Raw genomic sequence first — 15,368 nt, forward strand, 5'->3', positions numbered from 1 at the left:
ATAGAGTTTAAAGTAGTGTTGTGATTAGTTCACACACTACTTTGTTATGTGATAGAATAAATTTAAATCTAGCTAAGGATGTGTTTGGAGTGACAATACATATTGGCGCAAAAGGACATGCTCAAACAATGGTAACGCTATCAAATACGGCTAAGGTTATGGGGAGCGGGAACTTGGAAGTATTTGCTACACCTGCCATGGTTGCGCTTATGGAACAGGCAGCTGTTAATGCCCTTGAATTACCCGAACAGCAATCAACTGTGGGGACATCTTTAACGATCAAACACACTGCTGCGACCCCTATCGGAATTAAAGTAACTGCAACGGCAGAACTTATAGAAATAGACCGCAGACATTTAGTGTTTTCAGTGGAAGCATGTGATGAAGCTGGACAGATCGGAGTTGGCAAACACGAACGATTCATTGTTGATATCGAACCGTTCTTGGCTAAGGCTCAGAATAGGAATAAGGGGTCATAACCGTGGAAGGTTTTTTTACGCTCCCTCAGAAAATAATTGCAGAACAAACTATTGATAAATCTCGTTTTATTGGCATTGGTGTGCCGGTTCAAACAATTGAGGAAATAAATTCTGCAATGATTGCCATTCAACAGGACTTTCCGAATGCGCGTCATTATGTTTACGCTTATCGCTTGCATGATGGAACTATAGAAAAAGCCTCGGATGATGGAGAACCGCAAGGGACGGGTGGGCGCCCAGTTTTAGACTTCCTTCAACATCAAAATGTATGGAATGTTTTACTAGTCGTAGTAAGGTATTTTGGAGGGGTACTTCTGGGTACAGGTGGTTTAACGAGGGCCTATGGCAGTACCGCTCGGCAAGTTTTGAGCGAAGTAGAATTAGTGAAGTTGACTCTTTTTCGACAATACCGATTGTGCGTTCCTTACGAATGGTATGAATTGCTTAAATATCAATTTAAGCAGCGTTGTTGGAGTATCCGAAATGAAGAATTTAGTGAAACAATAGACCTTACAATTTCTATCCCTAAAATTCAGGCTGAATTATTTCTAAAATGGATAGAAGATTTTACCCGAAAGCAAGTGAAATGTGAAGACAACGGAACGGCCTGGGGATAAGAATTATATCGAAAATAAAAATTATTTTAAAAGAGTTAGAATTTGGGAAAGTGAATACTATCACTTTCCTTCTTGCATTTTTCCTGCTTCTGAACTCCGCCTTCTAAGCGGATTTCTTTGATATTCGGTGTAGCTGAGGTATTACATCAATCCTTGAAACCTTGAGAGGTAGTCTTGCTATTACTCATAAACACTCTGATTCCGCCCTGTCTTTTTTGCTTTATAAAGTGCGTGATCAGCGCGGGCGATTATACTATTTGGTGAGTCAGAAGTATGCCATAAAGTTACACCAATACTTACAGTAACCGACACTTCTTGATTCGTCTGAACATTAAGAACTCGTGTTTTTTCAACAACTTCTCTAATTTTCTCACTGATATGAAGCATAATTTTTTCAGTCGCCTCTGGTATAAGTACAACAAATTCTTCCCCGCCATATCGAGCAATCAAGTCTTCTTCTCGTAAATTCTTGCGAAGTTCCCGAACAATAGAAACGAGTACGGTATCACCAAACTGATGACCATAGCGGTCATTAAATAGCTTAAAATTATCAACATCAATAATAAGCAGACCAAAGGTCACAGAACGTTTTCGTCGTTGACAGAGTGAGATGTGTTCTCGTAAGCGTTTTTGAAAATAACGATGGTCGTAAATATGGGTTAGTCCATCCGTAATTGATTCGCGTTCGACAATAGCATAAAGGAGGGCGTTTCCCAGAGCAGAAGAAGCATGACCAGCAACTGTTTCCAGAAACTCCATTTGTTCCGAAGTAATTTCGGGTTGACGAATGGCATGAATGTTGATGCTCCCAATTTTATGTTGAGCATTTTGTAGCGGAAGACAGCATATCCAATCCCATTCCAGAGAGTTTTGTGGTGTACGATAAAACGTGCGCCCGTTTGCTAATACTTGCTTGAGAAATGAAAAATCGAGATAAGAAGGTATGATCGGCGAAAGTGTCCCAGAGTCAAAGACTCCGATAACTTCGAAGTCTTGACTTTTTTCGTTGTAAAGACAAACGCTGGCTCGATCGATACTTATTAGAGAGACAATCGCGCTAATGATATTGGCTGCGATAACTCTTGTATCTAGGGAAGCGTTCAAGGCACGAGCAATGTCTAATAAGACATGTGTCTGTAAACGAATCTCTTCTAGTTGGTTCTCCAAACTTTGAATCTTCTGTTTTAGACTAGTTTCGTCATCTTGAACAGCTGGTTGAGATTCTAACATAAAGACGCCCCCAAATCCAATGGTCTAACGAGAAGCCGCTTACTCGATTGATCGAAGAATAAAATTTCACGGCAACAATAGTTCTTTCTATAAAATACATAATTTCAATATAGTATTATAGTATTCTCTTTAACTTTCAAAAATCCTTCGCAATGGTCGTCTTCATCTTAAGGATTGCCGTGCAAACAATAGCCTTAGAAGAAGGAGAAAGTAAACTTCTGTCGAATCTTAAAATAGAGATTGTACAGGATGAAGGGGGTACTCATATTCTGGCATATGAAATTATGGTTTTTTTGGGGAGTATTCCATTTATCGCCTTTATGATTTGGCGAGCTGCCATTTGGGGATTAACCAAACGGAGTGCTTTTTTTATAGGCCTCTTTTTGTGTGGCGATGTCATGGTTTTCCCGAGAGCTCTTCAATCTGGGCGGGTAAGTTGGTGGCTCATTTCAATAGCTATTCTGATTATTGCGGGCGCTTCCTGGCCGAGTATCATGAAAGTTATGATAAACCATAAAAAATATTCCCAAACAGACAACTATGCAGAAACAAAGAACAACCAACACATAGCTGAACAAATTAAATCAAACTTGATAAATTCGGAGATTATAGACAATGTCATCGAGACAGAAATTGTTGACCTAGAGTCCACGGGAGCTTTAGAGTCTCCTGAGATGATAGATAAGGCTGAACTTAATATGTTAGATAATGCTGAACTTCAGACGATTGATAGGTTTGAAGAACTACACATGATAGCTGAAAACGAGGAATTAGCATCAAGCGTTTTTGAGGATTCTTCCGATGTGTTATCTCTGGATGAACTCCTTGAGTTAGGTTTTAATGAGAAATATTCCGAGAATTTTGCTCAAGCGGCAACTTATTTTATGCGCGCTTTAGCCTTGGAACCGGGACCAGACATGGCCTTTTACTTAATCTTAGATTGCCATTGGCTTTGGAAAAATATCGGTGAAACTAATGATGCGCTTCCTCGAATTATGGTTTATGCTAAAAAATACTTTCCGCAATTTAGTGCGGATTTACAACGTCAATTTGAGGTCTGGCTAATGAAAGAAGATCTCGACAAATATTTTAAATAAATAGGGGGCTGGTTTACAAATGAAACCATCAAAAGAAATTATCGGGTTAAGGATTATCAGTATTTCAGATGGTACTCAAATAGGTGTCGTGAAGGATTTTGTTCTTAACCCTCAAGGAAAAACTTTAGATTTTATGATTGTTGATCAGCCCACAGATTATTTTGGCGCCAAGATCATCGCCTTTACAGATATTTTGGGTTTGGGTGAATTCGCAATTACTATTCCTCACCCTGGTGTGATTCAAGATGTTGCCCAAAATGTCGACGCCCAGAAGTTATTGAATTTAAACACTCGTGTAATCGGGACAAAAGTGTTAACTAAAAAAGGGCAGCTGATTGGAGAAGTTGCAGAAATTTTAATTGATGAGGAAACAGGCCGAATCTCTGAATGTATCTTCGAAGCTAATGGGGAAGTGCTCGAAATAGAAGCTGAGCAAGTAATTACTTTGGGCAAAGAATTACTCATTGTGGAAGGTTTCCCCGCAGTCGGCGGTGAAGAGATTAGGCAGCCGGAAAATGTAGAATTAGACTCTTCTTCGCAAACGGTAACTTTTGAGCCTGAGCCTGAATTTGAACCTGATCCTGAGCCAGAGCTGAAGGAAGAGGCTGTTTCGAGAGAAACTGAGATAGATTCGGGGTTTAACCTTTTTGAACAACGCCAATTGCAATATTTTGTTGGCAAAGGGGTCGAAAAAGATATAACCCTCGACAATGGGAACGTTTTAAGAGCAGGCGAAAGAATAACTCCGGAAATGATAACCTTTATTAAAACGCGCAGCACTCTGATGGAAATTACATCTCACTTAAAGAAAAATTAAGGAACCAAAAAATAGATGAAAAAGGCTGGGTTCATTCTGACCGCGTTATTGGTTCAATTCTGTGTAACCCTAAGTCTAGGGAGCGTTGTAGCCTATGTAAGTACACATGATCGAGCGCCGTCAGGTTTAATAATTTGGGGTCAAGACTTTTCAGGTTTAAATCGAGCCGAAGTTGCCTCTAAATTAAAAGAGGAGATACCAACTGCTGTCATATACCAAGGGAAGGTTTTTCCCTTAAAATTAGATCGATCTTATACTAAAATCGACAGCTCGTTAGACTCGATATTCCCACGTACCTCAGGAATTTGGTTTGTGGATATTTTGCAAAGTTTAACTCGTAAAACTGTTTTGAAACCTGATCTAGAATTAGATCAACAAGACATTGTTTCCCAATTAAAGACAATAAGTACTCGGATTGATAAACCAATGCTTCCAGCCACAATTTCTTATTCGAACCATAGTTTAGATAAGACGGTGGGACAAGAAGGTCAAAGTTTAGATGTCGAAGCAACTTGGCATAAGATCGCCAATGAACATTTAAGCAAAAAAGTTGAAGCAGTGGTTCAAGTAATCCCAGTCCAACCTGATCCGAAGAAAATCACAGAAGTTAAGGATGTCTTAGGGGATTATACTACTTTTTTTAATCCTCAAGATAGTTCTCGGACAAAAAATGTGCGTTTGGCAGCCAATGCCTTGAATAATCATTTGGTTGCCCCTGGTGACGTTTTTTCGTTTAACAATGTTGTGGGAGAACGGACGGAAGCCGTAGGGTACTTACCAGCGTATATTTTTGTGGATCAGGAAGTAGTCAAAGGGGATGGAGGAGGCATCTGTCAAGACTCCAGCACACTATTTCAAGCTGTCCGTCAGGCAAATCTGAAAGTAGAAGAAAAACATAGTCACTCTCTGCCTGTATCCTATGTGTTAAAGGGGCAAGATGCGACTGTTGCTTATGGGATGCTTGATTTTCGCTTTCAAAACAATACGAGCGGTTATCTTTTAATCAGCGCGCGCACCGGTGATAATTGGTTGAGAGTCCGACTATTCGGGGTGGCAGATGCTACCCACTCTGTCCTTTCAGTGCCGGATGGTTATCCTATACGTCCTAGCGATTCAGACGCAGATCTGAAGTAGTTTTCGATACTTGCAGATTTTGAGCTTCTAAGAAAAACATTGATTGGGATCTCAGCAAGGCTCCCTAGTCGAAAAGGTAATGTAGGCCTTAGACTGGGGAGCACTCTATTTTCCAGTCATAGAACTTGGTATATACTAAAGACACTAGAATAATGGATTCAATGCTTACACGTATTGAAAAATTAGTTTGGCAGCGACTAAGAGTGACATTGTAATAAAGATTGGCTTTACAAGGACGGCTCCCCGATGAATTGCGAGTTTTGTCCCAAGTAGGGAACCGAGAATCATGAAGAGAGCCATTGGGATACCGTATGAGAAAAGAATTTTGCCATTCCAAGCAAAGAGCAAAAGCGAGATGAAATTACTTCCGAAATTTAACACTTTAGAATTTGCCGAGGCTATAACAAAATCAAAACCGAAAAGAGCAATAAAGGAGAAAATTAAGAAAGAGCCTGTTCCTGGTCCAAAGAATCCATCATAAAATCCTAAGGCCAGGGCAAAAAAGCAGCCTGCACTTAGATTTAGGGGATGTAATCCCTGAAATTTATTTTCCATGCCTAAGTTTTTGTGAAGCATCGTATAAATTCCAACGATTAGAATCATGACTAAGACAGCTTTATTAAGAAATTCAGAGCTGACGCTGAGAACGGCCCAAACGCCAAGGGCAGCTCCAATGAAGGTAAACGGGATTTGCCATTTTACCAAAGGGACATGGACTTTTCCAGAACGGGCGAAGGTTATGGAGCTATTTAATGAAGCCATAGAAGCCGCAAATTTATTAGTTCCCAAGGCAAGATGGGGAGGCACACCAATCATTAGCAATGCGGGAAGACTTATGAGACCGCCTCCTCCGGCAATAGCATCTATTGCCGCAGCTAAGAAACCCAGAACACAGATAATTAAAAGATTGAACCACATACTGATACCTCACTTATGTCATTTTGCTTCGTGCTCTTAAAGTATACCCCTATGAAATAAATTCGTCATCATATTTTGATAACTCCAAGTGATTCTGTATGTTATAGAAGGGAGCCAATATCTAAGTGCGGCAAGTAAGTGTTAAAACATTGACGATTGGTGAAATTTTAGGTAAGACCATTTATTCAAGTTCAGGAAGAGTTCTCTTAGGCAAAGGAGTTAAGCTTACCTCCTTGTATATCGCTAAATTGAGAGATATGGGAATTTCCATAGTTTATATTGAAGATGATCGTTTTGATGATGTGGTTGTTGAAGACGTTATCTCCGAAGAACATCGCCGTGAAGCGATGGAAGTCCTAGAAAAAAGCAGCCGATCTGTTCGTTTAGGAAAAGACCTAAATGGTTTCGAATTGAAAAAAGTGATCAATAAAATTGTTCAAGAGATATTATTCAAAAAAGATATTCTTGTGAACATGATGGATATGCGCAGTTTGGACAATCAAATGTTTGCTCATTCTGTGAATGTTTGTGTACTTGCCACGGTTTTAGGGAAGGCCATGTTCTTGGATCAAGAGAGACTCGAATCTTTGGCTGTTGGTGCGCTTCTGCATGATATTGGCAAGGTGCAGCTAGACCCGAAACTCATCAATGGAAAGTCTCCTTTAACCCCAGAAGAAGTGGAGCTGCTTAAAACGCATACCACTCTTGGCTTCGACGATCTTAGGAAACGCAAAGATCTCAACTTAGTCATAGCCCATATCGCCTTTCAGCATCACGAACATATGAATGGCACAGGATATCCAAGGCATATCAAAGAAGGAGAGATCCATCCGCTGGCTCAAATTGTGGGAATAGCTGATCTCTATGATAAGTTTACATCAGATAATAGCGGTGTAAAACGCGTGATGCCACATGAAGCGTGCGAGATCCTTATGGGACTGGCAGGGAGTCTCTATCCTCTGGAAATGGTACGCTTGTTTCTTAAGAATATTGCAGCGTACCCAACTGGAGTCACCGTAAGATTAAATACGGATGAAATTGGGGTTGTCGTCGATCAGAATTTGAGCATGCCGGCTCGACCGATTGTTCGAGTCTTTGACGAATCGGAATTTGGTTCGAACGCCGCTAAGGAATATGACATGGTGGAAAAGCGAACCATATTTATCGAGGAAGTTATCTCCTAAGTACGACGATGGAGGAATCAATGAACAAAAACAGAATGATCAATACTTCAAATTCAGAGTTTATTTATGAATCGTTACAGAAAGAGTTCCCTGGTGCCCACTGCGAGCTTGAGTTTCAAACTCCTTTTGAACTTCTAATTGCGACAATTTTATCTGCTCAATGTAAAGATGAGAGAGTAAATCAGGTTACTGCAATCTTATTCTCGGAAGCGAATACCCCCGAGGGTATCATTGCTTTAGGCTTAAAGGAACTTGAAAACAAAATTCGTTCGTTGGGACTATACCGTAATAAAGCAAAAAGTATCTTCCTTGCCTCTCAAATCCTTGTCAAAGAGTATGCGGGGAAAGTTCCGGAAGATGTCGAATTATTAAGGAGACTTCCCGGTGTTGGACGTAAAACAGCGAATGTTGTAGTGAGTAATGCCTTCGGGATTCCGGCCTTAGCGGTTGATACCCATGTTTTTCGAGTGGCTCACCGTTTAGGATTAGCCGAAGGGAATACCCCAGAAAAGGTTGAAGAACAGTTAATGAAAGTTTTTCCGCGGGAACGTTGGTCTTCGATTCATCATCTTCTAATTTTTTTGGGCAGAAGAATCTGTGCTGCCCGAAAACCAAACTGTACAGAATGCCCTGTCGCATCGGTTTGCAAGATGTTTCAAGGAGATATTGCCGAACCATAATTTATTAAGATCTTCTCTTCAAGGGCCATTCGTGTTAGAATATATTTCGAAACACGAAGAAGGTGACAGAGCTGTCCTATGTTCAATTTTTCGAGAAGTGCCCTCGGAATGCTAAACTCTTTTTACTTATTACTTTTGTCACATCTCTAAGTACAAATGCTTTTAACATGCTTTTTGGAATTGTAATCTTGGGCACCGGAGGTAATGAGAGCTTTCTTGGAGAGGTTTTGGCTATCGGTTTACTTGCAACAGGCGGATTTTCTTTACCCTTGGGAATTTTAACTGATCAGTGGGGAAAAAACATTCGTTACTATGGGCACTTAGTTTAACAGGATTAGGTTTATTAGGGCAAGCTGCTCTACCTTTCGGGAATCTTACCTTGGGGTTCTCGATTATTTTTGGGATTGGGCAAGCTATGCTTGCAGTAGTAACGCTGCCTTTGCTTATGGAAATGAGTCTTCCGGAATATCGGACACAGCTTTTCAGCCTCAACTTTTCTATCTCCATGGCTGCTCAGGTCTTGGGTAGTTTAGTCGCGGAAAAGCTCCGGATCTTTTTTCGGCTCATCTTGTCTTAATTGGTTTTGCTTTACTTCAAGTAATCGCAATTGTCATTGCTCTGACTATCGAAGAGGAGGAACGCAAGTCAAAACCGCCGCAGTTTGCCAGCACTCTTAATAACTATTTGAAAATTGTTTGGACATCAGTTCTTATTAAAGAAGTATTTTGTTACAATTCCCTGATTGGATTTGGAGCGGGTCTTGTCATTCCTTTTTTTAATGTTTTTCTTACCCAACGACTTAAAGCTCCAACGTCTATTGTGGGAATCGTTATGTCCTCTTCGCAAATAGGAATGGCTCTGACAGGCCTTCTCGCGCCGTTTTTAATTGCAAAATTGGGGAAAGTCAATGCTGTAGTAGTTTCTCAATTAGCTTCAATTCCTTTCTTGTTAATGATAGCACTTCCTCAGTCGCTGGGGATTGTGATTCTTTCCTTTTTACTCCGCAGTGCGCTAATGAATATGAGCAGCCCTATCAGTTCAGGGTTCACAATGGAAATCACTCCCTCGGAACAGAGAGCCACTGTTTCAAGTCTCATTGGTATGGCGCAAAACTTAAGCCGGGCGGTAAGCGCGGCCCTGGGAGGATGGCTTATGCAAGTAACCAATTATAGCGTTCCCTACTTTCTGACGTCAGTACTATATCTTCTGGCTAGCCTGTATTATTGGAAAGTGTTTAATCCTCGCGAGAAGGAAATTTACCGTCTGAAGAGAATAGGATAGGCAAGTCCATCAGAAAATAGAAAGGGTCGATGAGCATGAAATTCGTGCGTTTTTTGAATCATAACGACGAAATCAGATTCGGAGTAATCAACGAGGAAAAAATTCAGTTATTGGATAGAACCTTCTTAGATCCTAACAGTCAACCGACCGATAGCGTTTTAAACCTTGAAGAGGTTCGTTTACTGGCTCCTGTTGAGCCAAGCAAAGTGATCTGTGTTGGATTAAATTATGCATTGCACATCGAAGAATTAGGTCATTCCTTGCCTGACGATCCAGTTATCTTTATTAAACCCCAAACCAGCGTGATCGGACCTGAAGCAACGATCATTCACCCAAAAATCAGTCAACGTGTAGATTTTGAAGCTGAACTTGCGGTGATTATTGGCCGAACGATTAAAGATGTGACAGAGGAGGAAGCGACGAAAGCTATTTTTGGCTATACTTGTGCTAATGATGTCACCGCAAGAGATTTGCAAAAAAAGGATGGTCAATGGACTCGAGCTAAGTCCTTCGATACCTTTTGCCCGATCGGGCCTTGGGTTGTTTCGGATATTGATCCGAGCGCCTTGGATATTCAACTTTTACTGAATGGTGTTGTTAAGCAGTCTTCGAATACGAAATATTTCATTACGCCGATACCTAAACTTATCAGTTTTATTTCTCAGGTTATGACGCTTTACCCTGGAGATGTGATACTAACTGGTACTCCTGAAGGAGTTGGACCGATGCAGCCAGGGGATGAGGTTGTGGTAAAGATTCCGGCTATTGGAGAGCTGCACAATACCATTGCATTATAGGCCTGGTCAATAACTAAGAAGTATATATCCATGAGATGGATATAACTCATAGGGGGTATTCGCATGATTCGCATTGGACATAACCCTAATACAAACATGTTACCGATGTTTTATTTTTTGCCTAAGGAGCATCCTCTTTTAGAATCAATCACGGCGGAACCCACCGGGCATAATGCCATGTTGGCCGATGGGCGGATCGATATGGCTCCAATAAGTGCTTTTTCCTATGGGGAGCATTGGCAAGATTATGTTATCTTGCCGAACTTATCAGTCTCGACTAAAGGGCGAGTCGGGTCTATCCTTTTATTTTCCAAAGTTCCTTTAGAAAACCTGGATGGCTTGACCGTTGCCCTGACAGATATGTCAGCGACATCTGTCAACCTAACGAAGATATTACTGCATCAATTCTATGGAGTTGTTCCAAAGTACGTAACAATGACTTCGAATTTACAGGCAATGTTCGCCAAGGCGGATGCGGCCCTCTTGATTGCTGATTCCGCTATCCAAGCAGCCCAAAAACACCCCGATTGTTTTATTTATGATCTTGGCGCGGAGTGGTTGAAACAAACGGGTCATTCTATGACTTATGCAGTTTGGGCCTTCCCCAAAAAGTTGCTTACTAGGCAGTCTGAAGAGCTCAAGGTTGTCTATCATTTGCTATTAGAGGCTAAATCTAAGGCACTCGATAACATGGAGGATATCGTTAATACTTGCCAAATAATGCTTGGAAGCTCACTAGAGTTTTGGAAGGATTATTTCGCTCAGTTTCATTATGATTTAGATGCGACATTAATGTCAGGGCTGCAAAAATACTTGGATTTGTGTTATGAGCAGAATCTGCTGCCGAGTCGTCCAGTTATCGGGTTTTGGCCCAAGGAGTAGAGTATGGGATATTGGGTGTATCTTGCCCGTTGCGGAGATAATACGATCTACACTGGTGCAACTACGGATCTCAAGCGGAGAGTGCGGGAACATAACAGAGTGGGCTCTCGAGGACAAGGTGCCAAGTACACAGCGTCTCACCTTCCAGTATCCTTGGCTCAGGCTTGGGAGGTGGATTCGTGGAGTGATGCTCTGCGTTTAGAGTATGCGATCAAGAGATGTCATCGAGCGGAGAAAGTTCGTTTAATTGAAGAACCTTGGGATATTAACCGAATTGCTGAGAGACGAAAGTTCACGTTTATTATTTCCTCAGCAACTCAAGAATTACTCCATCAATTGAATGATTAACCTATGGCAAACCATAAGAGCTTAAGTATGTAGTTTTAGCGGCATGAGAGCATGGCTAACAGATGCTGCTTTAAGAAAGGAGTGGATGACTTTGAAAATAGCCTTGGTTGCACATGACGAAAAAAAGGCTGAAATGATTGAGTTTGCCAAAACTCATAAAGATCTTCTGGCTCAGTGTCAATTGACTGCGACGGGAACAACTGGGAAATTAATTCAGCAGCACGTGGGATTACCTGTGACGGCCCTTTTGTCAGGACCTATTGGAGGAGATCAACAAATTGGCAGTCTTGTAGCTACCCAAAATCTCGATATGATTATTTTTTTACGGGATCCTTTAACTGCTCAAGCTCATGAACCAGACATTGCTGCTTTATTGAGAGTTTGTGATGTTCACAATGTTCCGTTAGCGACGAACCGGCAAAGCGCAGAAATATTAATGGCCTATGTCAAACTTTGTCTAGAAGCGGCTGAAAATCACTCTGATCCCATAAATTGAGTTAAAGGGCCATAGTTGCAAAAAACATAGCTGATAAATCAAAAACTCCGCTTTTACGAGCGGAGTTTTATGTCGAGTGCCATGTAATGTGCTGATGTAAAGATAGTCTCAGACTAATATTGGCATTAGACCTTATAAGCACTGCCTCCCAAAAATTCTCTGAGAATGGAGGTAAAAGGAATCGTGGCAACATCCAAGGGACTAAAAAAAGAAAGTAATGTCAAAAGATGCGTTGCTGTTTTATAGTGAGCGCAATCCGGAGTTATCGAAAGCAGCAATTGTTCAGCATGCGGGCGAAGTGCATTTAATTCATATAAAAGGCTGGAGTTGAACATAACATCGGCTTCTTCTTGATAGGGGAAAATATTGTTGTTTTCCCCACGACGAACACTCTCCCATTGACCTAGTGTTCGTTCAGGATTAATACCGCGAAATTGGTTATCTCTGACCAAACGGCGTATGAGTCTCACTTCTGTAGTGGGGACTCGATTATAGTCATCAATGTTGAGCTGAAACAGAGCACTGACATAGATCTTAAACATCTGGTTGCGGTCAAGCGTGGGAACCAAACAGGGATTAAGGGCATGAATTCCTTCAATAACCAGGATCTCGTCAGAACTCAGTTGCATTGGTTTTCCAACGGGAGATCGCTGGCCACAGACAAAATCGAAGATTGGGGTTTCAACGTTTTCTCCTCGAATCAGTGCGTTCAAATGAGTAGCTAATAAAGGCAGGTCTAACGCATTTAAGGACTCAAAATCATATTGACCATTAGCATCAAGAGGAGTTTCTTCCCTGGAAAGGAAGTAGTTGTCGAGTGAGAGGGCAATTGGACGTAAACCATTGACACGAAGCTGGGTAGATAATCGTTGTGCAAAGGTCGTTTTTCCAGAGGAAGATGGGCCAGATATTAGGATGATGCGGATATTGCGACGCTGTTCAAAAATTCGATCGGCGATGGAGGATACCTTCTTTTCGTGCAAGGCTTCAGCCAGGCATATAAGGTCGTGTGAGCCATCAGCAGATATGATAGAGTTTACATCCTGAACTTTAGCAAGATGTAAGTTTTCCAGCCAACGTTGAGTTTCGGAAAAGGTTGCCGAAAGTTTCTCAGGAGGCACAAACGGGGCAAGTGTTTCAGGGTGATTAGCATTAGGAAAGAGTAAGATAAACCCGGGAGGAAAATGGATCAGTTGGAAGTACTTTAAAGTACCTGCACGTTCGAGAGGAGGATAAATGGTTTTAATCTCAAGATTGTCAAAATAGCAATGATACAATCGATCTTGTCTCGTTTCGTAGGAAATGGTCTGATCTGCGAGAACCCAGCGCTGCAAATCCTCTTCAATTTTGATGACTTCCCGTGATGAAAGCAAAGAGTCCTCAAGCTCACAATAAACTCCATCAAGGATGGAGTGAGTAATTTTAAGCTGCTCATCCGGAAATAGTTTTTTGACCACACCAATAAGACCAAGAATTAAACTTTGACGATATCTGCGAATCGAGTAATCAGACATTTAGGCACCGCCTTTCTTGATATGAGGATTGTAATTATGATATTCAACATAATATCTCTACTTTCCTCCGAAAAAATAGCGAGAATGACTAGGAATTTGCAAATCACGGGAGTCGGGTTGTCAATTTAAGAAGGAATTTAATCGCTTACAGCGAATATACTGCGAATAGATTGTAAATAAATAAAAATTAAGATCAAGGAGGGAAATGAAATGTACGAAAGCACACGCGGTAATTTATCGGATCAAAGCGCTTCACAAGCGATAGCATTAGGCATGGTACCAAGCGGAGGACTCTTTGTTCCTTCAACGTTTCCCACCTTGGATTGGCAGGAACTTCGAGGATTCTCGTATCGTGAGGTAGCCAAACGTGTCATGATGCCCTATTTAACGGATTTTTCCGAGTCAACTCTTGCTGAAATTGTGAATGTTTATTCTGATGGGACTTTTGACGGACCGAATCCGGCACCTTTAGTTTCCGTAGGAAATTTTGGAGTACTTGAACTTTGGCATGGCCCGACTTCTGCTTTTAAGGACATGGCTTTACAAGTATTACCCGACTTATTGAAAGTCAGTCTAAAACAAATTGAACTTGACGCAGAGGTCCTGATATTAGTGGCAACTTCTGGGGATACAGGGAAAGCCGCTTTGGAAGGATTCAAAAACAGAGAAGGCATGAATATCGTCGTGTTCTATCCTGAAGGTGGTGTCAGCCATGTTCAGGAGCGCCAGATGACGACAACTGAAGGGACCAATACCCATGTTGTGGCAGTAAAAGGTAATTTTGATCAATGTCAGACAGCTGTCAAGAGAATATTTGCTTCGGAATCCCTAAAAGCTCGATTGTGGGAAAATAAACTGGTTTTCTCTTCAGCTAACTCCATTAATTGGGGAGGCTCCTGCCTCAGATTGTTTATTATTTCTGGGCCTATTTACAAGCTGTAGAACAGGGTAACGTCAATTCAGGAAGCGCTGTTAATGTGGTTGTACCTACTGGGAATTTTGGAAATTTATTGGCAGCTTATTATGCTAAACGAATGGGTCTGCCGATAGCAAAAATAGTTTGTGCTTCTAATAAGAATAATGTACTGGCGAATTTTTTTGCCACGGGTGAATATCAAAGCCAACGTGATTTTTTCCAAACGATTTCTCCCTCGATGGATATTCTGGTTTCCAGTAATTTTGAACGATTCTTATATGAGATGAGTGGCCGAAACGCTGGCGCTATCAAGGATTGGTATGATCAGAAAAACCAAGGGAGCTTTAAAGTTGATCCGGCAACTCTTAAAAACTGTCAAGATCTCGTCTACGCAGGCTGGGCTAATGAAGAGGAGACGCTCGATACGATTTCTCGCAGTTTTAAGACTTATCAGTATGTATTTGATCCTCATACTGCGGTTGGAATGAAGGTCTATGAGGATTATTACGCTTCTAGCCAAGACCAAACATTTACTATAATTGCTTCAACTGCCAGTCCCTTTAAATTTGCTCCGAATGTTTTAATTGGTCTAGAAGGTCCTTTGGAGAAGCCAAGGGATGAATGGCAAGCCTTGGAGGATTTAAGTCAGTTAACGGGCTGGCAAATTCCTTTAGGCTTACAAGGCTTAAATAAAAAGAAAGCAAGAACAGTGGATTTGTGTCACCCTGACGGAATTGAAGAAGCATTACTGAAATTATTTACCTAAATGTATTTTTTATATGCAATTCTAACGGAACGGTTTAAAAATTATGTCAATAAAGAATCGGAAAGACGGTTTTGGGAAATTGAGAATTTTGGAAGAGTCTCCTGTGGGGGAACTCATCTCAGAACTACAGGTGAAGTCGGGGAAATCAAATTGAAGCGAGACAATATTGGGAGAAATAGAGAGCTTATTGAAATTGTTCTAGTTTAAACAGT

General features: G+C 41.2%; 17 protein-coding genes and 1 pseudogene. 15 read left to right on the plus strand and 3 right to left on the minus strand.

Translation table 11 applies throughout. The features are described from left to right. Positions 1 to 128 precede the first annotated feature (128 nt). Both VZF35_RS22490 and VZF35_RS22495 read left to right on the plus strand, forming a co-directional pair. Positions 129 to 479: a thioesterase family protein gene (locus VZF35_RS22490; RefSeq protein WP_407314783.1), complete on the plus strand. Its 351-nt coding sequence runs from the start codon at positions 129 to 131 to the stop codon at positions 477 to 479. Between the two features lie 2 nt (positions 480 to 481). Next, on the plus strand, positions 482 to 1,096 hold the full coding sequence (locus VZF35_RS22495) for an IMPACT family protein (protein WP_407308627.1): 615 nt from the start codon (positions 482 to 484) through the stop codon (positions 1,094 to 1,096). 180 nt (positions 1,097 to 1,276) lie between these two features. Here VZF35_RS22495 and VZF35_RS22500 read toward each other — a convergent pair whose 3' ends face one another. After that, a complete protein-coding gene (locus tag VZF35_RS22500) occupies positions 1,277 to 2,326 on the minus strand; it encodes a diguanylate cyclase (protein ID WP_407308628.1) in 1,050 nt (349 codons plus the stop codon). A gap of 179 nt (positions 2,327 to 2,505) precedes the next feature. On the opposite strand from VZF35_RS22500, the gene VZF35_RS22505 reads away from it, so the two are divergent. From VZF35_RS22505 to VZF35_RS22515, 3 genes are read left to right on the plus strand one after another with little or no spacing between them, the layout of a single operon-like run. Then, complete coding sequence (locus tag VZF35_RS22505; protein ID WP_407308630.1) at positions 2,506 to 3,423, plus strand: hypothetical protein; 918 nt, start codon at positions 2,506 to 2,508, stop codon at positions 3,421 to 3,423. A gap of 19 nt (positions 3,424 to 3,442) precedes the next feature. After that, positions 3,443 to 4,240 (plus strand): PRC-barrel domain-containing protein, encoded by a 798-nt coding sequence (locus VZF35_RS22510; protein ID WP_407308632.1) that lies wholly within the window; start codon positions 3,443 to 3,445, stop codon positions 4,238 to 4,240. Positions 4,241 to 4,255: 15 nt separating this feature from the next. Then, positions 4,256 to 5,374 carry a VanW family protein gene (locus tag VZF35_RS22515; protein WP_407308634.1) on the plus strand — a complete coding sequence of 373 codons (1,119 nt, stop codon included), beginning with the start codon at positions 4,256 to 4,258 and terminating at the stop codon, positions 5,372 to 5,374. Between the two features lie 165 nt (positions 5,375 to 5,539). On the opposite strand, the gene VZF35_RS22520 is transcribed toward VZF35_RS22515, so the two are convergent. Further along, positions 5,540 to 6,292: a TSUP family transporter gene (locus VZF35_RS22520; RefSeq protein WP_407308635.1), complete on the minus strand. Its 753-nt coding sequence runs from the start codon at positions 6,290 to 6,292 to the stop codon at positions 5,540 to 5,542. A 125-nt stretch (positions 6,293 to 6,417) separates the two neighbouring features. Here VZF35_RS22520 and VZF35_RS22525 point away from each other — a divergent pair, with 125 nt between their 5' ends. From VZF35_RS22525 to VZF35_RS22560, 8 genes are all read left to right on the plus strand, one after another. Beyond that, positions 6,418 to 7,476, plus strand: a complete 1,059-nt coding sequence (locus VZF35_RS22525; RefSeq protein WP_407308637.1) for an HD-GYP domain-containing protein — start codon at positions 6,418 to 6,420, stop codon at positions 7,474 to 7,476. Between the two features lie 20 nt (positions 7,477 to 7,496). Further along, positions 7,497 to 8,156: an endonuclease III gene (gene nth, locus VZF35_RS22530; RefSeq protein ID WP_407308639.1), complete on the plus strand. Its 660-nt coding sequence runs from the start codon at positions 7,497 to 7,499 to the stop codon at positions 8,154 to 8,156. A gap of 289 nt (positions 8,157 to 8,445) precedes the next feature. Beyond that, positions 8,446 to 8,733 (plus strand): hypothetical protein, encoded by a 288-nt coding sequence (locus VZF35_RS22535; RefSeq protein WP_407308640.1) that lies wholly within the window; start codon positions 8,446 to 8,448, stop codon positions 8,731 to 8,733. Between the two features lie 107 nt (positions 8,734 to 8,840). Beyond that, positions 8,841 to 9,437 (plus strand): MFS transporter, encoded by a 597-nt coding sequence (locus tag VZF35_RS22540; protein ID WP_407308642.1) that lies wholly within the window; start codon positions 8,841 to 8,843, stop codon positions 9,435 to 9,437. 35 nt (positions 9,438 to 9,472) lie between these two features. Continuing rightward, positions 9,473 to 10,234, plus strand: coding sequence for a fumarylacetoacetate hydrolase family protein (locus tag VZF35_RS22545; protein WP_407308644.1), 762 nt, complete (start codon positions 9,473 to 9,475; stop codon positions 10,232 to 10,234). A gap of 63 nt (positions 10,235 to 10,297) precedes the next feature. Continuing rightward, positions 10,298 to 11,116, plus strand: a complete 819-nt coding sequence (locus VZF35_RS22550) for a menaquinone biosynthetic enzyme MqnA/MqnD family protein (RefSeq protein WP_407308646.1) — start codon at positions 10,298 to 10,300, stop codon at positions 11,114 to 11,116. A gap of 3 nt (positions 11,117 to 11,119) precedes the next feature. After that, on the plus strand, positions 11,120 to 11,464 hold the full coding sequence (locus VZF35_RS22555; protein ID WP_407308648.1) for a GIY-YIG nuclease family protein: 345 nt from the start codon (positions 11,120 to 11,122) through the stop codon (positions 11,462 to 11,464). A gap of 91 nt (positions 11,465 to 11,555) precedes the next feature. After that, the gene (locus tag VZF35_RS22560; RefSeq protein WP_407308650.1) at positions 11,556 to 11,960 is read left to right on the plus strand and encodes a methylglyoxal synthase; all 405 of its coding nucleotides are present in this window, start codon (positions 11,556 to 11,558) and stop codon (positions 11,958 to 11,960) included. Positions 11,961 to 12,085: 125 nt separating this feature from the next. On the opposite strand, the gene VZF35_RS22565 is transcribed toward VZF35_RS22560, so the two are convergent. After that, complete coding sequence (locus VZF35_RS22565) at positions 12,086 to 13,474, minus strand: uridine kinase (protein ID WP_407308651.1); 1,389 nt, start codon at positions 13,472 to 13,474, stop codon at positions 12,086 to 12,088. Between the two features lie 210 nt (positions 13,475 to 13,684). Between VZF35_RS22565 and thrC the strand changes: the two are divergent. Then, positions 13,685 to 15,156: pseudogene (gene thrC, locus VZF35_RS22570) on the plus strand (threonine synthase). After that, positions 15,157 to 15,363 (plus strand): hypothetical protein, encoded by a 207-nt coding sequence (locus VZF35_RS22575; protein WP_407308653.1) that lies wholly within the window; start codon positions 15,157 to 15,159, stop codon positions 15,361 to 15,363. It abuts the pseudogene before it with no gap. Positions 15,364 to 15,368 lie beyond the last annotated feature (5 nt).

The organism is Desulfosporosinus paludis, from assembly GCF_045689965.1.
Classification (GTDB): Bacteria; Bacillota; Desulfitobacteriia; order Desulfitobacteriales; family Desulfitobacteriaceae; genus Desulfosporosinus; species Desulfosporosinus paludis.